We start from the raw sequence: 22450 nt of genomic DNA, 5'->3' as shown, positions 1-22450 counted from the left end.
GATGGCCTTTACCGACTTCTTCATCCGCCGTCCGGTCCTTACCACTGCCTTCGCCCTGCTGATCGTACTGGTGGGTTTGAGCGCACTGCTGGATCTGCCGTTGCGGCAGTACCCGCGCATCGAAAGCGCCGTGGTCACCGTAACCACGGAGTATCCAGGCGCCCCGGCCGACCTGATGCAGGGTTTCGTCACCACCACGCTGGCACAGGCCGTGGCCACCACGCAGGGCGTTGAATACCTCACTTCTTCATCCGAACAAGGGCGCAGCACCATCACCGCCCATCTGCGCCTGAACGCGGATTCCGATGCCGCATTGACCGAGGTGCTGGCAAAGGTCAACGAGGTTCGTTACCTGCTGCCAGAGGATGCATACGACCCGGTGGTCGTGCGCCAGGCACCAGGTGCGATTGGCGTGGTGTACGCAGGCTTCACTGCCCCCAACGGCCAAGCCGCTACTGCTACCACCGACTACCTCATGCGGGTGGCGCGCCCGCGTCTGACCACCGTGGAAGGCGTCGCTGCGGTGAATGTACTGGGCGGACAGACACTGTCGATGCGGATCTGGCTCGATCCGCTGCGGATGGCAGCCCACGGCGTAACCAGTGCCGATATCGACGCGGCCATCGCCGATAACAACTACCAGGCCGCACCCGGCCAGGTAAAAGGTGTGTTGGTCGTATCCAACGTGCGCACCGATACCCAGCTGGACAGTGTCGAAGGCTTCCGCCAGCTGGTGGTGAAGTCAGGCGCCGGTCTGGTGCGGCTGCAGGATGTGGCATCGGTGGAAATCGGCGCGCAAAGCCGCAACCAGACGGCTGGCATGAATGGTGAGGCAGCGGTGTATCTGGAAGTGATGGCCACGCCGGGCGGCAATCCATTGACCATCTCCCGCGAAGTACGCGCGGTACTGGACGGACTCGAGTTGCCGTCGGGCAGCACCATGGCGATTCCGTATGACGTCACGGTGTTCATTGACGCGGCGGTCGGCAACGTCAAGGCCAAGCTGATCATCGCCAGCCTGGAAGTGGTACTGGTCATCTTTCTCTTCCTGGGCTCGGTACGCGCCGTGGCGGTGCCGATGCTGAGCATTCCGCTGTCGCTGCTGGGTGCGGCCGCGATCATGTTCGCACTGGGATTCAGCCTGAACCTGCTGACGCTGCTGGCAATGGTGTTGGCGATCGGCTTGGTCGTGGACGACGCCATCGTGGTGGGGGAAACGTCCATCGTCGAATCGAGGATGGCGAAGCCCCTCGCGCTGCAGCCATCAACGGCGCGCGCGAGATCGCCGGACCGGTGTTGACCATGGCGGCAACCTTGATCGCGGTGTATGCGCCACTCGGTCTGGTTGGCGGGTTGACCGGCGCGCTGTTCCGCGAGTTTGCGTTCACCCTGGCCGCTGCGGTTGTGGTCTCGGCCATCGTCGCGCTGACGATCTCTCCGATGGTGGCGTCCAAGCTGTTGCGCAAAGAACACCCTGGCCGGTTCGGCCAGATCGTGGAGCGGACCACCACGCGCGTAGTGAGCGCCTATCACGATCTGCTTGCACGGCTGTTGCGCGACACCCGCCCGATCCTGCTGCTCGGTGCAGGGGCGCTGCTGTGCCTGCCGGTGCTGTTCAACGGACTGCAATCCGAACTGGCACCCACCGAAGATCAAGGCGAGATCGTCGTGGACATGAAAGCCCCGCAATCGGCCAACCTGGAGTTTCTCGAAAGCCAGTCGGCACGCGTGGCCGCCGCATTGAACAACATCCCGGAGGCCAGGAACACCTACATGGTGCAAGGCGTCGGCAGTGCCCTCAACCTGGGTTGGGGCGGCGTGATGTTGACGCCCTGGGCCGAGCGCGAGCGCACCTCAAGCGAAATCATGAACACGTTGCAGCAAACCTTGGCAGGCGTCGAAGGCATTGCCGGTTCCGCTTATCTACCTACGCCCCTCCCCGGCTCCGCAGGCGGCTTCCCGGTCCAGATGGTATTGGCATCGGCGGCCGGGCACGAAGCGGTGCATACCGCAATGCAGACGCTGGAAGCGGCTGCCGTGGCCAGCGGCAAGTTTGCTTTCGTTGATTCCAACCTCAGCTTTGCCAGCCCCACCGTCAACGTGCGCATCGATCGTTCACGTGCGCATGACCTGGGCCTGAGCATGAAGGAGATTGGCGACACGCTCGCTCGCCTGGTCGGCGAATCCTACGTCAACCGCTTTGGCGCACAGGGACGCGCCTATGACGTGATTCCGCAATCGCCACGTGATCAGCGCTTGACCCCTGAGGCATTGACGCTCTACCACGTACGCAGCGCCGCAGGCACCCAGGTGCCGTTGTCTTCCGTGGTCAGTCTGGAGCACGGCGTGGAAGCCAATGCACTTACCCAGCACAACCAGTTGAACAGCGCCACGCTGGTGGCGGTGCCGGCGGCGGGCGTCACCCTGGGGCAAGCCGTGGAGGTATTGCAGCTCGCCGCAGACAAACTGCCCGGCAGCTATCAGGTCGACTTCCTCGGCGAATCCCGCCAATACCTGCAGGAGCAAGGCGGCTTTGCGATCACCTTTGCGTTCGCTCTGGTATTTATTTTCCTGGTACTTGCAGCGCAGTTCGAAAGTGTCCGCGACCCGCTGCTGATCCTGACCACCGTGCCGCTGGCCGCGTTCGGTGCCCTGATCGCACTGTTCTTCGGCTTCGGCACGTTGAACATCTACACCCAGATCGGCTTGGTGACATTGATCGGCCTTATCGCCAAGCACGGCATCCTGATCGTCGAATTCGCCAACGCGCAGCAACGCAGTCAGGGACTCGACCGTACTGCGGCAGTCCTTGCAGCAGCACGTACCCGCGTTCGCCCGATCCTGATGACCACCGCTGCGATGGTCGGTGGTCTGCTGCCTTTGCTCTTCGCCACTGGTGCCGGTGCCGGCAGCCAACGCGCCATTGCGGTGGTGCTGGTCTCGGGCTTGATCGTGGGCACCACCTTCACATTGTTCGTGCTTCCGGCTGTGTACGCGCGATTTGCCCGGCAGCTGGCACCAACGGCTGCCGCCAACAGCGCTGCCGAGCCGGCATAGCCACAGCCAGCAACCTTCGTTGGCCTGCTCGCCCCGTCACTCGTCGTGTCGTTGACCAGTGATGGCGGCAGGCCGCTTGAACCCTTCCCGCTGCATGCCTGCCCTGACTCCCATCACGGTCGCTTGTCGACAAACCTTCTTCCCCTTCACCCAACGCGCAGTGTCCATCGCGCACGCAATGCCCCTACCTTTAATAAGGACAACCTCATGTCGAATCCGTCGCTTCGTCTGTACACCGACAGTTCGCCTAACGGCTTCAAGATCTCCATCGCGCTGGAAGAGCTGAGCGTGCCCTACCAGGTCCATCACGTCCGCATCGCAGACGGCGAGCACCAACAGGCCGCATTTCTGAAGCTGCATCCGCATGCACGGATTCCGGTTCTGGTGGACACGTCCGCCGGCATCACCCTCTTTGAATCCGCTGCGATCCTGCTGTATCTGGCCGAACGCAGCGGCCGCCTACTGCCGCAGGCGCCGGCACCGCGCTGGGAAGCGATCAGCTGGCTGATGTTCCATTCCGCCAGCGTCGGTCCGATTCTGGGCCAGCGCGTCCACTTCGAGATGTTTGCCGATACGCCGCTACCCGCAGCCATCGAGCGCTATCGCCGTTTGAGCAATGAGTTCTTTGCCACGCTAGACCAGCGCCTGGCTGATCGCCCCTGGCTGGCCGGCGAGGAGTACTCCATTGCCGACATCGCCGGCTTCGGCTGGACCCATATCGCCAATGTCATCGATATGGACTTCAGCCACTACCCGCACCTGAGCGAGTGGCATGCGCGGATTGCGCGACGTCCGGCGGTACAGCGCGGCGTATTGATCCCCGAACCTGCCACCGGCCCGTGAGCGAGATACCGATGACTTACTTGAACGACACTGCAGCAACGTCTGCAGCACTGGTTGGCGCCTCAGCACCGGCTTTCGCCCGGCATCCGGGCTACCAGCGCATGTTCCGCGAAGATGCCTTGAGTCTTGGAGTCTTCCTGCCGCTGCGCTTCTATCGCGGCGAAATGGGCGTGCTTGCAGGCCAGGCGGAACTCGTCAGCCTGCTTGACCGCGTCGGTTTCGCCGCGGTCTGGGTACGTGATGTCCCTTTGTTCGACCCTCATTTTGGCGACGCTGGCCAGCTGTTCGACCCCTTCACCTACCTGGCATTCCTTGCCGCACAAACCGACCGCATTGCGCTGGCCACAGGCAGTGCGATTTTCTCCTTGCGACACCCCATCGACCTGGCAAAGTCAGCGACAACCATCGATCAGCTCTCCGCTGGGCGCCTGGTAATGGGTATTGCGTCGGGCGACAGGCCGGTCGAGTTTCCGGCCTACGGCTTGGACCACGCGCAGCGCGGCGAGCGTTTTGCAGATGCGGTCAGTTATGTGCGCGAATTGATGCAACCGGGCGCAGCCAACATCAGCTCGCGACTGGGCAGCGCCCGTGGGGTGGAACTGCTGCCCAAGCCGGTGGCCGGAGCGGTACCGCTGCTGGTCACCGGCACTTCCCGGCAAACGCTGCAATGGGTGGCAGAGCACGCCGATGGCTGGCTGACCTACCCGGATGCAACCCACCACGCTGCCGGCCCGAAGCGACTGGCCGAGAAGATCCGCGCGTGGCGCGCACTCATCCCCGATGGTGGCTTCCGTCCGCATGTCACCAACGAATGGCTGGATCTGGTCGACGACCCCAACCATCCGCGCACGCCAATCAACGGTGGCTATACCTTGAGGACGGGCCGCAATGGACTGATCGATCTGCTCGGCGAATGGCAACGGGCAGGCGTCAATCACGCCGCGCTGGGAATCCAGTTCTCCGCGCGGCCCGCCGCCGAGGTACTGCAGGAACTGTCAGAGTACGTACTGCCGCTGTTTCCCTCGCATGCGACACCTGCAGTGGCAACGCCACGCTGGTAGCTGCTGTCCTGCCTGCAGGCACTTTGCTCGCGGGCGTGGCAACCATTGCGGCCCCGGCCCGGGAAGCGGCGCGCAACACGGGCAAGCTGTCCTGCCCTGCATAGCGCCTACAACCGCTTCGAAGCCCAAGCCCCAATGCAAGATGGGCCGGTGCCATCACAGCACCGGCCCATCAACGCAACGCCAGAGGGGCGTCACGCGCCCACCGCACTCAGGCAGACAGGCTGGCGTTGTCGATCACGAAACGATATTTGACGTCACCCTTGAGCATCCGCTCGTAGGCATCGTTGATCTCACTGGCAGTGATCATTTCGATGTCGGCCACGATCTGGTGCTTGGCGCAGAAATCCAGCATCTCCTGGGTTTCCGGAATGCCGCCAATCATCGAACCGGCCAGGGTGCGGCGCTTGGTGATCATGTTGAACACATTCGGCGAGGGATGCGGGGTTGCTGGTGCACCAACCAGCACCATGGCGCCATCACGCTTGAGCAGCGCGAGGAACGCGTCCAGATCATGTGGTGCAGCCACAGTATTGACGATCAGGTCAAAACGCTTGCCCTGCGCGGCCATGGCCGCTGCATCGCGTGACACCACCACTTCATCAGCACCCAAGGCGATCGCTGCTTCGCGCTTGGATTCGGACGTGGTGAACGCAACCACGTGCGCGCCCATCGCGCGGGCCAGCTTGATGCCCATGTGGCCCAGGCCACCGATGCCGACCACACCCACCGTCTTGCCCGGGCCGGCATTCCAATGCCGCAGCGGCGAGTAGGTGGTGATGCCGGCGCACAGCAGCGGGGCCACAGCGGCAAGCTGCGCTTCGGGGTGGCCGATACGCAGCACATAGCGCTCGTGCACCACGATTTCCTGCGAGTAGCCGCCCAGCGTCCAGCCCGGCGCATCTTCGGTTACGCCGTTATAGGTGCCGACCATGCCGTCGCAATAGTTCTCCAGGCCGCTGTCGCAATCCTCGCACTGCTTGCAGCTGTCAACGATGCAACCAATGCCGACCAGGTCGCCGGGCTTGAAGCCGCTTACATGGGCGCCCACCGCCGCTACCTTGCCGACGATTTCATGGCCGGGGACGCAGGGGAACTGGGTGCCAGCCCACTCGGCACGCACCTGGTGCAGGTCCGAGTGGCAGACGCCGCAATAGGCGATATCGATCTGCACGTCGTGCGCTCCCGGCGCGCGGCGGGTGATATCCATCGACTCCAACGGCTTGTCGGCGGCATGCGCGCCGTAGGCTTTGACAGACATGGGGAACTCCAACGTTCTAAGGGGGTGGCGCCATTGTCCACCCGGATCACTGGATTGATAAGGTAATCAATGCTTCTAGCCACTATTAGCTGAACTAATCAATCTGACATGCCACACTGCGCCCATGGCACGCCGCAACCTCAACGATCTACTCGCCTTTGTCTGTGTCGCCCGCGAAGGCAACTTCACCCGCGCCGGTGCGCTGCTCGGTGTCTCACAGTCCGCGCTCAGTCAGGCCATCAAGGCACTGGAAGAACGCCTGCAGATCCGTCTGCTCACCCGCACCACCCGCAGCGTGTCGCCAACCCCCGCCGGTGAGCGCCTGCTGGCCGCTATCGGCACCCGTTTTGACGAGATAGAAGCCGAGCTCGATGCCCTCAGCGCGATGCGCGACACCCCTGCCGGCACCCTGCGACTTACCTGCGGCGACCACTCGCTGCAGACCATCCTGCTGCCCAAGCTGTTGCCGTTGATGCACCGCTACCCGGACATCCACATCGAGTTCGATGTCAGCTATGCGTTGCGCGACATCGTCGCCGATCGCTTCGACGCCGGTGTACGCCTTGGCGAGAGCATTGACAAGGACATGATCGCCCTGCCGATCAGCCCGAAAGTCCGCATGGCCGCGGTCGCCTCGCCCGCCTATCTGGAACAGCATCCAGCGCCCAAGGTTCCCGCCGACCTCACCGGCCACAACTGCATCAACATCCGCCTGTCCAGCTCGGGCGGCCTGTATGTCTGGGAGTTCGAGCGCAATGGCCGGCAGGTCAACGTGCGGGTTGAAAGCCAGGCGGTATTCAACACCTCACCGCCCATCGTGCAGGCCGCGCTGGATGGCCTGGGCATCAGTTTTCTACCGGAAGGCGAGTTCGCGCCGTATATCGAGCAGGGCCGGCTGGTGCGCGTGCTGCAGAGCTGGTGCCCGCCCTTCCCCGGCTACCACCTGTACTACCCCAGCCGCCGCCAACATTCAGCCGCGTTCGCGCTGGTAGTGGATGCACTGCGGATCTGAGTATCGCCGCGCACACAGCGAGCGTGTATCGACTGACGCTGCTCGCAACCAACCCGCAATCAAGCGGTAAACACTGCTGCAGGTGCAGCGGCAGATCGGATCAATCCAGCCGGATCGGTGCCCGCAACCGCGCGTTCAAGCGGTCCACCAGCCACAGCAGGCCGCCGCGCCAGAAGCCGTGGATTCTGGCCTGATGGCTGCGGTACAACATGATGTGACTGAACTGCGCAAGCCGGCCGCGTATGGTGCCGCCCTTGAATATGCCGAATTTCCCCAGTGAACCAAAAGCGTCATAGTCGGCCAGGGACACCAATGCACCGAAGTCCCGATAGGTGAAATCTGTCACTTTTTCGCCGTTCAACTGCCTGCGCAGGTTGCGCACCAGATATTGCGCCTGCTGATGCGCCACCTGTGCGGTGGGCGGCAATGGTCGCTCAGCGTCTGGCAAGGTCAGTGCAGCGCAATCCCCTACCGCGTAGATGGCCGGGTCCTTGGTGGTTTGCAGCGTCGGCAGCACCAGCAGCTGGTTGTTGTGGTTGGTTTCCAGCCCGTCCATCTCGGCCAGGAAATTTGGCGCCTTCACCCCCGCCGCCCACACCCGCAATGCGGCCGGCAGCACACCGCTATCCAGCACCAGGCCCTCGGCATTGGCTGCCTTTACCTGCGTACCCAGCATCACCTTGACGCCCAGGCTCTGCAGCCTTGCGCTGGTTGCAACTGAGATGTCCTGCGGAAATGCAGCAAGCAGCCGCGGACCCGCCTCGATCAGATGGATGCTGATCCTGGCAGCCAGGCCCTTCGCGCCGTAGCCTTCGGCCACATCCACCAGCTGCACCAGTTCCGCCGCCAACTCAACGCCGGTGGCGCCGCCGCCGACTATGGCAATGGACAGCGGCTTGCCGTGCGCAAACGACTGCAGCACGCGGATCCGCAGCTCGCGGTTGAAGGCATCGGCCTGTACGCGCGAGTCGATCTTGAAGCAATGACTGGCCACGCCGGGGGTGCGGAAATCGTTGGCCTGGCTGCCGACAGCAATGACCAAGGCATCGTAGGCCGCGCGCCGTGCAGGCACCAGCACGCGCCCGTCAGCACTGCGCACCTCGGCCAGCAACACCTCGCGACGGCTGCGATCCACACCCCACAGCTCACCGGGTTGGTAGCTGAATCCAGCTTCCCGCGCCTGTGCCAGAAAAGTTGTCTGCTGCTGCGAAATATCCCGGGTGCCCGCCGCGATGGTGTGCAACATGGGCTTCCAGACATGGGCGACATCGCTGTCGATAAGCGTTACGGACGCTGCGCCTGGCCAATCACGACCGCGCCGCGCGAGCGAGGTTGCAATCTCGATCCCGGCAACACCGCCTCCAACCACCACAATACGTTGTTGTGTCTGCATCGCATCACTCATAGGAAATTCGCCTCCCTGCCCAGACGGAACACCTTCACTGCGCTTTCAAAGCATCAGTGTTCGAAGTAGGTAATCACCAAGCGGCAATGAAGCCGTCCCTCAACGCCTCGAAGCCTTGGTCCATCTGCCACAGTGCAATCGGCTTGGGCGTCAAGTACTGCAGCGGATCGGCCGAGCAGCACCATCCGTGCGTAGAACCGAATGTCCCCGCATTGAACAACCTCCACCTGCAACCACGTTGGTTTACAGAGGCAAGCCGACCTGCCGGAGCGGCAGCAGACAGCAACGCATCTGCCCCGATAGATGCAGGAACAGCTTGCCTGTTCACGGCAGACAAAACACCGGACCACGGCTGGAAGACTAGGGCTGTTGCTGCGATTTCCGGTAGATGGATACCGGCAGATCCTTGCCTGATTCTGTCAGGGGCAACGGCGGTGGCAGGTGCGCGGCCGATCAGTCCGTCATCGGGCCGCGCCTTGGCTGCAGCACGCTTTGGCGAAGTTCCAGCGCATCGCGCGACGGCGCGACGCCAAACATCCGCTTGTACTCGCGACTGAACTGGGATGGGCTTTCGTAACCCACTGCAAAGGCGATGCCTGCAGCACTCTGCTGGCGAGCGGTCAGTTGCCGCCGCGCCTCCTGCAACCGCAGCCGCTTTTGATATTGCAGGGGGCTCATCCCGGTCACCGCCTGGAAGTGCCGGTGCAGGGAGGACAGGCTCATGCCTACCGCCTTGGCCAGCACTTCAATCCGCAGCGGCTGGGCGTAGTGGCGCCGGATGTGGCTGATGGCATTGCTGATCTTGGACAGGCGGCTGTCCGACAAGGCGAGCTGGCGCAGCATTGCGCCCGGCTCGCCCAGCAACAGCCGGTAGAGAATCTCCCGCTCGATCATCGGCGCGAGCATGCCGATGTCCACGGGCTGACTCAGCAGGCGGACCAGGCGTGTCAGCGGATCCAGCAGGTCCGTTCCCAGCACGCCAAGCGCCATGCCGGCCGAAGGCGGGAGATCAAGCAGCTGTTCGCCCATGTCCAACAGTACAGAGGCAAGCATGACCGGCTCCAGGCTCAGCGCAAGTGCCAGGAATGGCTGTTGCGTGCTGGCCTCGCACACCTCGCCGGTCAAGGGCAGATCCACCGAGGTCAGCGCATAGCGCTCGGCCGACAACTCGAAGGGCTCATCCCCCAGCTGCATGCGCACGCGGCCCTGCGCCACCACCAGCAACCAGGCCTCATACACAGATTCCGACCCGCCACTGACACTGTCAGCACGGGCCAACGCCATCCGCGGAACAGCGGTCTGGTTGAAACCGGCAACACTGTGCCGCGCAATGGCGTGCTGCAGGTCAATCAACGAGGTCATGCGCGGAGCTTAGACAGCGCCGGCAGAAATGAAATGACCGTAGTGCACATTCGCCGTGGCCAGAGTTCGCTTGTCGCGGATTGATGGCACCGACGTTGCCAAATGCATGCGCTGGACCCGTAACCGATCCCTACAGCGGCCGCTGGCCAACTATGCAAGGGGCGGCAGCGCCCCTTGCACGGGCGGTATGGCGGGACGAACTCCACCGTGCTCAACGCATCATTTGCCGTCTGCGCAGGCGCGTGGCATCGACAACCGACACCCCCAACTGCCCTGCCCCTACTCGCGGTCGGCTGCCAGCTCGCACCTCGGCCCAGCGTTCCAGCAAACGGGCGGACATCACCGGTTGCATCCGCAGCGCATCTACTGGCGCCGCTTCCACTCATTTCAACGCCGACTTTCCTTTGCTGTGATGGCGGCGCACCAGTTCTTCCAGGTAGATGTCCAGCGCGGCCCGAGCGTCTTCCGAGGTTTCCTTGTGCTTCAATGCCCAGCTCAAGCGGTCCATCAACACCGGATCGCGACAGTCATCCAGGCTGCTCTCGTCCCATTGCCGCGCTTTACGGTAGCGCTTGGCCCGCTCGGCCTGCGACAAGGGCGTAGCGTAAAGACGTGGCCTGCCCCTGCGCTTTGGCTCCGCGGCATCCTGTTTTTCGCTGTCGCCCTGATCGGCCATCGTCATTTCCTCACCCGTTGACCGCCAATAATAAAGTGATACATCACTTTACGCTTGCCGATCCGGTGATTGACCTTGAAGGTATGCCGATCTTCCATGATAACCCAGCCATAACGCGTGTAACTTCCAGCACTGCATCGCCTTTCCTCGTCTGGCTTGCCGGCATCGCCGCCCCAGCGGAGGAGCCCTCGCCTACACCTCCGGCGTTGCAGAAACCGTTGGCAGCGGCCCACAGGACGTGGCCTGCAGCACCCTTGTGGCAGCTGAAAAAGGGGCCGCAAGGGGCGCGCATCGGTTCCGTGGATGAAATCACGGGATCGGACCCGTCCTAGAAACGTGGCGCACTGAATAAGACGCCAAGTGCTTACTTTGCTGGCAGTACACAAATAAAGTAATGGAAAGCGCGTACCCACCTTTCGTTTTACCTCCTGCCCCGCACGCTGCAGCGTCAAAGCCTCCTCTCTACTGGCCTCTCCCGTTCAACAACTGAAGCCGATCCGCCATGAAGCCACTCACCCTCCGTGTCGTTCTCGCGGACGATCATTCCGCCGTGCGTGCCGGCCTTCAGTACGTCCTTACCTCAAGCGGCACGGTGTCGGTAATGGGCTCTGCACGCAACTCAACCGAGTTGATGGATGTGCTTGCGCGCAACCCCTGTGACGTGCTGATCTCTGATTACTCTATGCCCGGCGGGCGCTACGGCGATGGCATCGCGCTTTTCAAGTTGGTCAAGAAGCGCTACCCCGCCATTAAGATAGTGGTGCTGACGATGCTGGAGAACCCCGGCATCGTGCATTCACTGCTGAGCCTTGGCATCTCCTGCATCCTGAGCAAATCCGACTCGCTCAATCACCTGTTGCCGGCCGTGCACGGCGCATACGCCAACGGGCGCTACCTTTCCCCCACCATCACCGACATTGCCGGCGCGGTGACCTCGGGCAGCTCCGGGGTGCAGATGCTGACAACCCGCGAACTGGAAGTCATCCGCTTCTTTGTCTCGGGCTTGACCGTCAACGAAATCGCCGAACGCCTGAGCCGCAGCAAGAAGACCATCAGCACCCAGAAAGGTGCGGCGATGTTGAAACTGGGGCTCAAACGCGATGTGGACCTGTTGCGCTACGGCATCGAATCAGGCCTGGCCGACGCCGAGATGGGGCCAAGCGCCGCCCGGGCATGACGGCCCGGGAACGACAGAAACCCGGGCAAGGTTGTTTCCCAACCCCGGTGCGACAACTTTTCCGCCACTGGATTGCAGCAAACCAATAAAAACGCAGAATCAATTCCGAAATGGAGTGCGCCAATAGGGACAGGAAAAGTCCGCCTGATTGGGACGGGTCCTATGGCCGCACCTGTGCGCTTGACACACCATGAGCAAATTCCTTGTGCGGCGCCATCCTGGCGCTCGCATGCGTGCTTTGCTTATGAGCTGCGGCCGAGAACACACAGTGATGGACAAGAAAACCGCAGACGTCAGGCGACTGCTGATAGATTTCGCACGTCTCTCCACCATCCAGAAGAACCAGTTTCTGGAAACCCTCAACCTGTTCATGTATGCCTCGCCGCAACGGCGGCGCAAAATCATGATGCAGTGGGAGTCGGGCAAGCTGGGGCTGGATATCGACTGACAGGACCCAGCGCGGAACCGCGGGCTGGACGGCAGGGATTGCCGTCGCTCAGGTTCCGCCTGGCTCCGATGCCGCCGGCGCACCGCCTGATGAGGTAACCAGGCCGTTCTCCATGGCATAGCGCAGCAGATCCACATCCTTCTCGATGGACAGTTTTTCCATCGCATTGGCTTTCTGCGTGCTGATGGTCTTCTTGCTGCGGTGCAGGCGCTCGGCGATTTCGTTGACGGTCAGGCCCGAGGCATACAGACGCACCACCTCGGACTCTCGGATACTCAGTACCCCCGCCGGGTTGCGGCTGCGCCGGTTGAGCTCGATGCTCTGCACCACTTTCTCGATCGTGGGCGAATAATACTTGCCCCCACCATGCGCGGCGTGCACGGCAGGCACCAGATGGGTCAAGGCATCCGACTTGCTGACGATGCACATGACGCCCTGGGTCAGCAGGGTGTGCAACACCGCCGGGTTGTCCAGCATCGTCAGCACCACCAGCTTCACCTGCGGGTGCCGTCTGGCAATCATTCCAAAAAGGGCGATGCCATCGCCAAAATCGCCCGCCGGCATTGCATAGTCCGAGACCACCACGTCACAGGCGACACCATTGAGCAGCGCCATCAACTCGGTGGAATCGGCAGCGGTGCCGACCAGTTCAATCGTGTCTACAGATGACAGCTCGTATTTGACCCCTGCAATCATGCCCGGGTGATCGTCAGCCAAAATCACCTTGATCTTGAAACCACTCATGGTGACGCTCTCCCTGGAGTGCAACGGCAACTGGCCAATCCCAGCCGAGGAAGCCCCCTATTGCATGCAGATTACTTCAGGACAGAATCCATGTCACATCGGTGTTCGAGATAGCGGTTTGTAGGCCAAGACGGCCATTGCAAGCCCACTTGCGCGGCCTGCCACGCCCTCTGCCCGTCGCACGACCTGTCATTTGGCCGCTGCATCATGCCGTTGCGCTCATTGCGCCGTGCCGCCGGTGCAGGTAGTGGCCACCTGCGCCAGCGCACCAGCCTGCGGGCGCGGCGGCAACGCATAGTCAACCCGGCAGATCGGGTTTCCACCTTCATCCTGTATCACGCTCAGGCTGCCGCTTTCCTGCAGGCCGCGCGCGAATACCCTGCCCGCCTGGCCCACCACCCCTACTTCGGCGCCACTGTCGTCCACCACCGCAGCGCCGAACGGCAGGTTGCCGCCGCCGGGTAGTGCCAGTTGCAGCAGTGCCGAGCGGCCGAATGCGGTGTCGAACTTCAGCAACGTGGCGAGCCCGGCGCGCGGCACCACGTGCTGGCTGCTGGTCTTCAATTCGACGTCGGTGGACAGGCCCTTGGGGTCGATCTCGATCCGGTTCACCCGGTAAGGGGACAAGTAGGGAATCGCTGCATAGCCGCGACGGTCTATCTGCACCCCCGCCGCATTCAGTACCCGCGCGCCCTGCGCATCCGGCACGTGCACCAGACCGAAGGTCTCGGAAACCGGCTGCGAGAAGGTAATGCCACCGGCATGGGCGATGATTGCCCCGCGCGCGCTCAGCGATGCCTGCGTGCCCTGCCCGCCAACGCTGGCGCTGCCCGAAAGCACCGCGGCGCGGCCCTGGTAACCCAGGTTCACGCTGGCGGAACGTTCTGCTGACTGGTCGCCACCCCATGCCGCGCGGGCCGAGATACCGTAGGAAAGCGCGTGATCAGCCCCAATTGCCCCGGTCAAGGTGCTCTGGAACTGGCTGCGTCCGTCCTGCAGCTGCGCCACGTTTGCGGTTGCCGTCACTGGCTGCACCTTGCCCAGCGAGAACGTGGCGTTGGCGTAATAGTGCGTGGCCGGACGGTTCTCGCCCGACTGTTGGCGACGCGCCGACAAGCTGTAGCCAACGCCGCGATAGCTGGCGCTGTAACCCAGCGTATAGCTCAGGTCCGAACCGCGGCGGTTCCAATAGTCGGCCAGTGACGCGGTCGCATTCAGGCGACCACCGCGCGCGCCGACCTTCTGCCCGACTGTAAGCGCGGCACGGTTGCGCTGGCGCTGGATGGAATCGAAATCCCCGTCCGCAGGCAGTTCGAGCGCGGCAAGTGCCTCGTTCAACGCAAGGAACCCGGACGTGGAGTAGCGGTGCGCGGCCAAGGTGATGTTGGTGCCGGTTGCCGGCAGCAAGCGGGCGTAGCTGAGCCGATAGCTGGCGCCGCTGAAGCTGCCGCGTCCGGGCAGACGGGTGCCGGCATGGGTGACATCCGCGCCGATGGCGCCCACCGGTGTATTCAGTGCCACGCCCGCCATGGCGGAACGATAGTCCTGGGCCAGCGTGGTGCCGACATAACCGGTGACCAGACTGGAGATTCCGCGCTGCCAGGTTGCCTGCGCGAATGCCGGATCACCTTCGAACGCAGCGCTGCGCACGGTACCGGCCACAACGCTGTAGCGCGAAACCCCGGCGCGCAGCGACTGCGGCACCGACGCGAACGGTACCGAGAACTGCTGCGTGCTGCCATCGGCTTCCTGCACGCTGACCTCCAGATCACCGCCGTAACCGGTGGCGTACAGATCATCGATCTGGAACTCACCCGGCGCGACGGTGGATTCGTGGATGACGATACCGTTCTGGCGGATGGTGACACGTGCATTGCTATAGGCCACGCCGCTTACCACCGGCGCATAGCCGCGCAGCGATTCCGGCAGCATGCGGTCGTCGCTCTCCAGGCGGATGCCACGGAAGCCGGTGCTGTCGAACAGCTCGCCGCTGGTGTAGTCCTCGCCGATGGTCAGCTGCGCGCCCAGCGCGGCGATATCGCGCTTTGCATACGTGGCAATTGCCTGATACTGCCGCTGGCCTGTGTCGCCGATCCTTGCACTTGCGTCATGGCGCAAGCGCCAGCTGCCCATGTTGATACCCATGCCGAGACCAACGTAGCCCTGCGAGGTACGCCCAAAGCCGTTGTCGGCGGTGTAGCCATCGAGTGCGTAGTTGACGAACCCAGTGGATACGCCAGCGTCCCAGCTATCAGGGCTTACATAGCCACGCGGCACGCGCAGCAATGCCACCTGGGGAATGGACAGGTCCAGACGCTGCGCCGGGAAGTCGAAGACATCCAGCGCGCCGTCCACAACGGCATCAATACCGATACAGGCATTGTCGGCAGCCATCGCGGCCAGAACCTCGGCGGAGACACGGCTGAGATCGGTGTGGGTGCGCTGAAGCAGATCGGATGTGATGCATGCCTGCACACGCCCGCTCTCACCTGCGCTGCGGAAGCTGACATCGGCGCGACCGACGCGTTGGTCGTTGACGTGCAGGTCGACCCGGTAATCGCCGGGAGGCGCCGAATCACCGCGTTCGAAGCGTGATATGTCAGCATTGCTTCCTGCGCTGCCGATCAGAAAAGCGCTGTCGAATTCAACCTGCGCTGGGCCACCGCCAGCGGATGCGACCTCGGCGGCCGCAGAGACGCAACCTGCCGACAGGATCACTCCCATCAACAGCACCAGCGGGCGCTGGTAGAACATGCGTGGGCGACGGGCCGACTTGGACGGCACAATTTTCATGCTGCTGTGCCTCCTGGGAATGGCACTGGCACGCTCCACGCACTCAGTGCGCAGTTCGCCAGCGGATAAGGTAGGTACCGCAAAATGTTGCTGTCGCTCGGAGCCGGGCGCTGCCGGCAAACCGGCATATACGCGAACGAACTTGCCCGGACTTGCTTCGCAGGCTAGTTGCCTGACCCGGTGAGCGTGCTGGTGCCGGCTACACCGCTGCCCCAGTCGTTGATCGCGCTGTAGTTCACGACCGCTGAAGCTGACTTGTCGCCGTTGAAATCTGCCAGGCGGAAGCGAGTGCTGGCACCCGGCAGGACATGGCCGGCACCTGCATCGTGTTTCTGACCACCAGCGCTGAAAGACACGCTGCCGAAATTGACGATGTAGGGCGTGGGATTGCTGGCAACCAATGCATGGCCTTGCCCGGCCTCGTCCCGGACCAGCGACCACAGCACACGCGCGGGCGCCTGCTCAGGCGAGCCTTCCAGACCCGCAGGGCGGTACATCAGCTTGATCCGGGTGCGCAACGCGAGCTGCAGGCGGTTCTCTGCCTCGTCACCGGCTTTCGGCGGCACTTCCAGAACGTTCAACCAATACAGACGCTCAACTTTCGACGACGGCAATGGCCCGGTCTTCATCAAGCGCAAGGTCTGCCCTTTGCCCGGATCGAGACGGAACATCGCAGGGGTCAGCACAAACGGTACATCCACATCTTCCGGCGCCATGCCGGCGTCGCCATCGTCGAGCCAGGCTTGAACCAAGGCGGGCGTGGCGCCGTCATTGCTCAAGCTGATGCTTACTTCATTCTGCTTCTCGGGAAAAATAACCCGCGTGGTTCCAATCACAACCCCGGCATTCGCGCCGGCGCTAACTCCAAGCATTGCAAGTGCCAGTGCAGTCAAGCTGATACGAAGAGATTTCTTCATCGTCCCACCCATTCGAAAGAGTTGTTGATCACCATCGGTGCGGGGCACCATCCGCCGGCAGCGCTCATTTACCCGCTGCCGGCGGCTGAGACTTACTCGTAGCTCATCGTGTACTGGACATGGCTGTTGACTGCACCTGCAGTGGCGCCGCCCAGCGACTGGTACTCGACGAAGTAATTGAGCATGACAACGCCCGGACCGATCTCGACCCACTGGGAGTTCTGCGAAGCCGCTTCGGCACCGGCAAAAATCTTCTCCTGCTTGTCGTTGAGCAGGCTCAGCTCGACGTTCTCGGCGCCGGCACCGCCAATGATCAGATTGCCGGTTTGCGGATTGACGGTCTCGCCCGCTTCAAAGAACGTGGAGACTCGACCCGAAGTCGGATTGCACTCGGTGAGCTCGATGTTGAAACCGGTACGACCCGCGGTAGCACCCGCATCTGCCAAGGTGGTGGTACTCACCGGCGGCAGCGCCACCATGAAACTGCTCGCGCTGCCACCGCCGTTGATCTTGCAGGTGCTGGCGCTGATGTTCCCCGTGAAATGGATGGAGCCGTCCGAGGCATGCGCGCGGCCGCCAAAAGCGAGAGCGGTTGCGGCGACAGCGATGGCGGCTAGAGAGAGGTTCTTCATCGTTACTTTTCCTATGTCTGTGTGTGAATTTACTGACGCGAAAAGAAGTAGAAATCTGATTGCTTTTGTTCGCCCTTCCCGCACGACAATCCTAGGTGCAAGGCCTCGGACAGGTAATCGGACCAATCCTAAAATTTGAGACAGCCTAGTCACCGAGTCAGCCCAGCTCCAGCAGAAGCCCTCTGGCCGTTCTTTTTCAGCTGATTGCAGCCTTCCCCACCGTTCTTCGGCAGCGCTGTCGATAGCGAAGATTCAGCTTTCTGGCAGCGGTTCGTCCCGTGTCGCATGCCTGCCTGGGCGAGCACAAACACCAGCCGACCCATGCGCGTCGGATCTCATGGCATCCGTTGTTGCCAACGCTCTGCGGCTGGCGGAAACGCTGGTTGACGGAAGCACTAGTTTGAACACCTTCGGATCAGTGCAATGCTCGAGCTGCGAGCACTTTTGGACGCCCATAACAAACAGCCCCCGACCATATGGCCGGAGGCTGCGAAAACAATAATCACGAGGAGATCAGCTGGCGCGCACCGCCCGATTGCCAATGCCGCAAGCGCACGCTGAGCTCACGGCATAAGGATCGGCACTACGTTCAGCGCTGCTCGGCAATGTAACGTGCGTAGTCAGCCTTCGGCATCGCCTGCCCGTGCAGGTAACCCTGGGTGGTGTGGCAACCGAGGCTGCGTACCATGTCCAGATCGCGGTAGGTCTCCACGCCTTCAACCACCACCGTCGCCACCATCTGCCGCGCCATTGCAATGGTGCTGGCCAGCAGGCAGCGCGCATGGGCGTGCTCGCGTGCCTCCACCAGCATGCTGCGGTTGATCTTCAATTCATTGAACGGCACCTGCAGCAGCCGGTCCAGTGAGGAATCGCCACTGCCAAAATCATCGATTGCGCAATTGAAACCACGCAGGCGCAGCTGGGTGACCGCACCGGCCAGCGCCGGATTGCAGAGCTCACCGCCGTCTTCGGTGATTTCTATCACCACCCTGCCCGGGTCCACGCCTGCATGGTAGGCATGATCAGCTATGCTCTGCGCCCAATGCACGCCGGCCGCCACCCGGGCCGGCACATTGACGGCAGTCAGCAGCGATGAACCTGGACCTTCGGCAGCAATGCCGTCGAACGCGCAGGACAGCATGTAGTCGGTGAACGGCTCAAGCAGGCCAGCGCGTTCAAACGCCGGCAGGAATTGTGCAGGTGCCAACACCGAGCCATCGGGACGGTGCCAGCGCGCCAGCACCTCGGCGCCGCGCAGCAGCCCGGTAATGGCACAGTGCTGGGGCTGGAAATAAGCTTGGATCTGCTGCTCCAGCAAGGCACCGCGCAGCTCGTCGCTGGAGAACACCGGCTGCAATGACATCGCCGCTGCGCTGCGGGCGTCGGCCACGGTCTCGGTCGAAACGGCGACGATGCTTTTGATCTGCTCCGGCTTCAGGGGCTTGCGCAATGCAGCCACTACGTTCAGGCCGCGATGCGCCGCATAGGCGGACGCAGCATTCAAGATGCGGCTGGGTTGGCTGCTCACCACCGCCAGACGGGCCGATTTGCAGCGTTCGGCCAACAGGTCGATCACCTGCAGGCCAGTGAGGTCGACGATATCCAGATCAAGGATGACCAGATCCCAGCTGCGCTCCCGCAGCGCCGCGACGGCGCGGTCACCATCCAGGGCAGAAACGACTTCAGACACCCCTGATTGACGCAGCACTTTGGCCATCGGAAGATGCTGCAGTTCGTTACCGTCGACCACCAGCGCATTGTTGATCATCCGGGTATCCGGTTGGGGCGATGCAAATTTGGCAATAGCGTTCATGGGGGATGTCTCCACGCCAGGAGCGGCGGTATCTGGGAAGGATGTGTTTTCGATGGGGCCATTGTTCCAGCGCAATGCTCACCGCTACATCAGCCAAGTCCGAATATTCATCCGGCACGCTTCGGACAAGGCCGTGACACAAGGTTTTTCAGTGCAGCAACCGGCAGCAGCCACTACTGAGTGAAATCTCAAATGGTCTCCGATACGGGTACCGCCACAGGCGAAGCAGGGTCCCAATCATCCGGTCGCGCGAATGCACTCAAACTGCTGAGCCGCCATCAGCGTGGCCTGCTCTATGGCGGCGGCATCATCACGACTCTCATCCTGGCCGCCGTCACTGTCGTGGTCATCCATTCGCAGGTTCGCGACTACATCGCCGAACGCCACACCGACCAGACCAGCCGCCGCATCGCCCTGCAGTCCACGCTTGCCGTCCGCGAGGGCGCGTTGCGGATCACCACCGCGCAGGAGGAATACGCCTGGGAGTCGCGGCAGAACCCTGATCCGGATCTGCTGCGCAGGTTCGCGGACAACAACGGCCGCATGACCCTGCAGCGCTCGGCAAATTCGCCGCATGTGCTTGTAGTCGCCGATCTGGAAGGCGATCAAACCGCCAGCTATGGCCCGTATCTCAAGCTTGCCGACGAAGTCAGCCACCAGGCAGGCACCTTCGCCCGCGCGCTGAGCGCATCCATCTACTTCCACAACCCGGAGCAGACCTTCCTCGGCGCCGGCCCTCTGCCGGACGCCAACCTGCCCGCCGCACTGGCGCGGGAAGCCAATTCGGCGCTGATCCAACGCCTGGTGCCTGAGCAGGACGTGACCTTCAAGGCCAGCCGCCCCGCTCCAGCGCAGTCGGCTGGGCCAGCCTGGCTGCCGGTGTCGGTGGATCCACTCAGTGGCAAGCCCTCGCTGCATCTGCGCCAGGTCGCCAGCAGCGACGCCGGCCCGTTCGCGGTATTCATCGCCTCCTACCCGCTGGAACTGGTCACCCCGCTGCTCGACGCCTCGCAGGTAGACGAGTTCTGGATAATCGCCAATGCCGATGGCGAATTGTTTCTTGGCAACAGCCAACCCGGTGCCGCAGAGCTGACGCGTCTGCCCATCGCGCGTTGGGCTGGTGCAGCGCCGCCGGGCAACAAAGGCCGGTTCGAAAACAAGGATGGGCGCTTCGTCGCCACCGAGATGATTTCAAGCGCCAATGCGGGTTGGCAACTGATCCACACCTTCTCCTGGCGGACGATCCTCGCTGCGCTATGGCCCACCCTGCTGGCCTACGTTGCGGCGATGCTGCTCGCTATCACCATTGTGTGGGCCGCGCTTCTGCTGATCGACAGAAAGGTATTCCGCCCCGGCTATGTGCGTTCAGAGCGGATCGTGGAAAGCGAGAACCTGAACCGGACCATGGTGGAAGCAGCGCCGTCCGGCCAGGCCCTGCTCTCCCTGGCCAGCGGCGAGGTGTTGCTGAAGAACGCGGTGATGACCGGCTATGCGCAGCAGCTGCCGACTGTTGCGGTACCGTTGCACCAGCAGTTTCTGGACGCGTTCCATCGCCACGGTGCTGGCACGGTCGCCTCGCCCGGCATTGAACTTGCGGTCCAGACCGAAGACGGCAATGAGTGTGCGCTGCTGGTAAGCATCGTCCCAACCAAGTACCACGGGGAGGATGTGCTGCTATGCAATTTCACCGACATCACCCTGCGCAAGAAGGTGGAGCAGGAACTGCAGAATGCCCGCGCCGCTTCGGAAGCCGCCAACCAGGCCAAGTCGACTTTCCTGGCAATCATGAGCCACGAGATCCGCACGCCGATGAATGCCATCCTCGGCAACCTGGAGCTGCTGGAACGGACCTCATTGGACGCCCCGCAGCGCAGCCGACTGCACGCTGTCACTTCGTCTTCCGCTGCCTTGCTGAACATCATCAACGACATTCTGGACTTCTCCAAAGTGGAGTCCGGGCAGATGACGGTCGAGTCGATACCCATCGACCTGAGGCAAATCGCGCAGCAATCGATTGCGATGTTCACGCCGATGGCGCACGCCAAAGGGCTGGCCGTCGATCTGATCGTTGATGATGCGCTGCACCCGCATTACCTGGGCGACCCCACCCGCCTGCGCCAGATCATGTTCAACCTGATCAGCAACGCCATCAAGTTCACCGAAACCGGCGACGTACTGGTCGAACTCTATCTGCAGGATGACGGCAATCCCGATTCCGCCCTTGTGCTCGGGGTGAGCGACACCGGCATCGGCATGACGGCGGAGCAGCGCGAATCCCTGTTCAGTACCTTTTCCCAGGCCGATTCAACCATCGCCCGGCGCTACGGTGGCACCGGCCTCGGGCTTGCGCTGTGCAAGCGGCTGGCCGAACTGATGGGCGGCACCATCCAGGTCAGGAGCGAACCCGGCAAGGGCAGCACGTTCATGGTGAACCTGCCGCTGCAACCCGCCAGCGGGGAGATGCTGGCAGATGTCGCGCCAGCGGCCGTCGTTGTTCAGACGGGTGCCGCGCTGCATGTGCTCGTGGTCGACGACCACCCCGCCAACCGGAAACTGCTGCAGATGCAGCTGGAGACCCTGGGCTGCAGCGCCGACACCTTCGAAGACTGCGGCGCGGCAATTGCCGCCTTCACCCAACAGCATTACGACCTGATCCTCACCGATCTCAACATGCCCGGCATGGACGGCTACACCTTCGCCAGCTGCCTGCGTAACCGCAAGGTAGCCACGCCGATCATTGCGGTCACCGCGCATGTTTCCGACCGTGACCGGCAGCGCAGCCAGGAAGCCGGCATCAACCGCATCCTCATCAAACCGGTATTGCTGGAAACCCTGCAGAACGCCTTGTCGCAGATTTCGGACAGCGCTCCGTCAGCCGACAGCGGGCGCGGGCGCGTCGATATCAGTCGCGGCCCGCTTCCCGACGAGGTACATGCGCCATTGCTCGCCTCACTGGACGAGTCGCTCGTTGCCATCAGGCACGCACTGCAGCCAGCGCTGGGCGCATCACCGACAATGACCCGCGAACATCGTGCCGACATCATCGGCAAGCATCTTCACTCACTGCGCGGCGCCTTTGCGTTCATCCACGAAGCAGACATCGCCGGCAGATGCGCGGCAATGGAAGCACTGCTGGAACAACAGCGTCTGAGCGAGCTGGAAGTGGCACTCACCGAATTCGATGCCCTGGCCCACGCCGCCTTGGCGCGCAGGCAGCAATGACCTGCCGTTGTCAGCAGAAGCGGATCA

The 22450-nt window shown here is 62.7% G+C and carries 15 protein-coding genes and 1 pseudogene; 7 read left to right on the top strand and 9 right to left on the bottom strand.

The features are described from left to right. Position 1: 1 nt before the first annotated feature. The 3 genes and pseudogenes from ABE493_RS19395 to ABE493_RS00265 all read left to right on the top strand — a co-directional run bounded on the left by ABE493_RS19395 (position 2) and on the right by ABE493_RS00265 (position 4961). A pseudogene (locus tag ABE493_RS19395) lies at positions 2 to 3057 on the top strand (efflux RND transporter permease subunit). A gap of 207 nt (positions 3058 to 3264) precedes the next feature. After that, positions 3265 to 3900, top strand: coding sequence for a glutathione S-transferase family protein (locus tag ABE493_RS00270; RefSeq protein ID WP_346496144.1), 636 nt, complete (start codon positions 3265 to 3267; stop codon positions 3898 to 3900). 11 nt (positions 3901 to 3911) lie between these two features. Then, on the top strand, positions 3912 to 4961 hold the full coding sequence (locus ABE493_RS00265) for an LLM class oxidoreductase (RefSeq protein ID WP_346496142.1): 1050 nt from the start codon (positions 3912 to 3914) through the stop codon (positions 4959 to 4961). A 211-nt stretch (positions 4962 to 5172) separates the two neighbouring features. On the opposite strand, the gene ABE493_RS00260 is transcribed toward ABE493_RS00265, so the two are convergent. After that, positions 5173 to 6222 (bottom strand): NAD(P)-dependent alcohol dehydrogenase, encoded by a 1050-nt coding sequence (locus ABE493_RS00260; RefSeq protein WP_346496140.1) that lies wholly within the window; start codon positions 6220 to 6222, stop codon positions 5173 to 5175. A gap of 124 nt (positions 6223 to 6346) precedes the next feature. Here ABE493_RS00260 and ABE493_RS00255 point away from each other — a divergent pair, with 124 nt between their 5' ends. Then, entirely contained in the window at positions 6347 to 7234 is an 888-nt protein-coding gene (locus tag ABE493_RS00255; protein ID WP_346496138.1) for a LysR family transcriptional regulator, read from the top strand. Positions 7235 to 7334: 100 nt separating this feature from the next. Here the strand turns inward: ABE493_RS00255 and ABE493_RS00250 are convergent, their stop codons facing one another. The 3 genes from ABE493_RS00250 to ABE493_RS00240 form a co-directional block, all read right to left on the bottom strand. Beyond that, positions 7335 to 8639: an NAD(P)/FAD-dependent oxidoreductase gene (locus ABE493_RS00250; protein ID WP_346496136.1), complete on the bottom strand. Its 1305-nt coding sequence runs from the start codon at positions 8637 to 8639 to the stop codon at positions 7335 to 7337. Between the two features lie 453 nt (positions 8640 to 9092). Further along, positions 9093 to 10001 (bottom strand): AraC family transcriptional regulator, encoded by a 909-nt coding sequence (locus tag ABE493_RS00245; RefSeq protein WP_346496134.1) that lies wholly within the window; start codon positions 9999 to 10001, stop codon positions 9093 to 9095. A 382-nt stretch (positions 10002 to 10383) separates the two neighbouring features. Then, the gene (locus ABE493_RS00240; protein ID WP_346496132.1) at positions 10384 to 10683 is read right to left on the bottom strand and encodes a hypothetical protein; all 300 of its coding nucleotides are present in this window, start codon (positions 10681 to 10683) and stop codon (positions 10384 to 10386) included. Between the two features lie 496 nt (positions 10684 to 11179). On the opposite strand from ABE493_RS00240, the gene ABE493_RS00235 reads away from it, so the two are divergent. Together ABE493_RS00235 and ABE493_RS00230 are read left to right on the top strand one after the other, a co-directional pair. Next, positions 11180 to 11854, top strand: a complete 675-nt coding sequence (locus ABE493_RS00235; RefSeq protein ID WP_346496130.1) for a response regulator transcription factor — start codon at positions 11180 to 11182, stop codon at positions 11852 to 11854. Between the two features lie 271 nt (positions 11855 to 12125). Then, positions 12126 to 12302, top strand: coding sequence for a hypothetical protein (locus tag ABE493_RS00230; RefSeq protein WP_156455709.1), 177 nt, complete (start codon positions 12126 to 12128; stop codon positions 12300 to 12302). A gap of 48 nt (positions 12303 to 12350) precedes the next feature. On the opposite strand, the gene ABE493_RS00225 is transcribed toward ABE493_RS00230, so the two are convergent. The 5 genes from ABE493_RS00225 to ABE493_RS00205 all read right to left on the bottom strand — a co-directional run bounded on the left by ABE493_RS00225 (position 12351) and on the right by ABE493_RS00205 (position 19201). Continuing rightward, positions 12351 to 13046, bottom strand: coding sequence for a response regulator transcription factor (locus tag ABE493_RS00225; RefSeq protein ID WP_346496127.1), 696 nt, complete (start codon positions 13044 to 13046; stop codon positions 12351 to 12353). A gap of 219 nt (positions 13047 to 13265) precedes the next feature. Further along, entirely contained in the window at positions 13266 to 15839 is a 2574-nt protein-coding gene (locus ABE493_RS00220; RefSeq protein WP_346496125.1) for a fimbria/pilus outer membrane usher protein, read from the bottom strand. 164 nt (positions 15840 to 16003) lie between these two features. After that, on the bottom strand, positions 16004 to 16807 hold the full coding sequence (locus tag ABE493_RS00215; RefSeq protein WP_346496123.1) for a fimbrial biogenesis chaperone: 804 nt from the start codon (positions 16805 to 16807) through the stop codon (positions 16004 to 16006). Positions 16808 to 16848: 41 nt separating this feature from the next. After that, on the bottom strand, positions 16849 to 17388 hold the full coding sequence (locus ABE493_RS00210; RefSeq protein ID WP_346496121.1) for a fimbrial protein: 540 nt from the start codon (positions 17386 to 17388) through the stop codon (positions 16849 to 16851). Positions 17389 to 17977: 589 nt separating this feature from the next. Further along, positions 17978 to 19201, bottom strand: a complete 1224-nt coding sequence (locus ABE493_RS00205; RefSeq protein WP_346496119.1) for an EAL domain-containing response regulator — start codon at positions 19199 to 19201, stop codon at positions 17978 to 17980. A gap of 180 nt (positions 19202 to 19381) precedes the next feature. On the opposite strand from ABE493_RS00205, the gene ABE493_RS00200 reads away from it, so the two are divergent. Then, positions 19382 to 22423 carry an ATP-binding protein gene (locus ABE493_RS00200; RefSeq protein ID WP_346496117.1) on the top strand — a complete coding sequence of 1014 codons (3042 nt, stop codon included), beginning with the start codon at positions 19382 to 19384 and terminating at the stop codon, positions 22421 to 22423. The last annotated feature ends 27 nt before the right edge of the window (positions 22424 to 22450 follow it).

This window comes from Stenotrophomonas terrae (genome assembly GCF_039674165.1).
Taxonomy (GTDB): domain Bacteria; phylum Pseudomonadota; class Gammaproteobacteria; order Xanthomonadales; family Xanthomonadaceae; genus Stenotrophomonas; species Stenotrophomonas terrae_A.
This window is presented reverse-complemented; position numbering and strand designations above follow the sequence as displayed.

Coding starts and splice junctions, on each gene's coding strand:
- ABE493_RS00270 (WP_346496144.1), top strand. CDS start 3,265: ATGTCGAATCCGTCGCTTCGTCTGTACACCGACAGTTCGCCTAACGGC.
- ABE493_RS00265 (WP_346496142.1), top strand. CDS start 3,912: ATGACTTACTTGAACGACACTGCAGCAACGTCTGCAGCACTGGTTGGC.
- ABE493_RS00260 (WP_346496140.1), bottom strand. CDS start 6,222: ATGTCTGTCAAAGCCTACGGCGCGCATGCCGCCGACAAGCCGTTGGAG.
- ABE493_RS00255 (WP_346496138.1), top strand. CDS start 6,347: ATGGCACGCCGCAACCTCAACGATCTACTCGCCTTTGTCTGTGTCGCC.
- ABE493_RS00250 (WP_346496136.1), bottom strand. CDS start 8,639: ATGAGTGATGCGATGCAGACACAACAACGTATTGTGGTGGTTGGAGGC.
- ABE493_RS00245 (WP_346496134.1), bottom strand. CDS start 10,001: ATGACCTCGTTGATTGACCTGCAGCACGCCATTGCGCGGCACAGTGTT.
- ABE493_RS00240 (WP_346496132.1), bottom strand. CDS start 10,683: ATGACGATGGCCGATCAGGGCGACAGCGAAAAACAGGATGCCGCGGAG.
- ABE493_RS00235 (WP_346496130.1), top strand. CDS start 11,180: ATGAAGCCACTCACCCTCCGTGTCGTTCTCGCGGACGATCATTCCGCC.
- ABE493_RS00230 (WP_156455709.1), top strand. CDS start 12,126: ATGGACAAGAAAACCGCAGACGTCAGGCGACTGCTGATAGATTTCGCA.
- ABE493_RS00225 (WP_346496127.1), bottom strand. CDS start 13,046: ATGAGTGGTTTCAAGATCAAGGTGATTTTGGCTGACGATCACCCGGGC.
- ABE493_RS00220 (WP_346496125.1), bottom strand. CDS start 15,839: ATGAAAATTGTGCCGTCCAAGTCGGCCCGTCGCCCACGCATGTTCTAC.
- ABE493_RS00215 (WP_346496123.1), bottom strand. CDS start 16,807: ATGGTGCCCCGCACCGATGGTGATCAACAACTCTTTCGAATGGGTGGG.
- ABE493_RS00210 (WP_346496121.1), bottom strand. CDS start 17,388: ATGAAGAACCTCTCTCTAGCCGCCATCGCTGTCGCCGCAACCGCTCTC.
- ABE493_RS00205 (WP_346496119.1), bottom strand. CDS start 19,201: ATGAACGCTATTGCCAAATTTGCATCGCCCCAACCGGATACCCGGATG.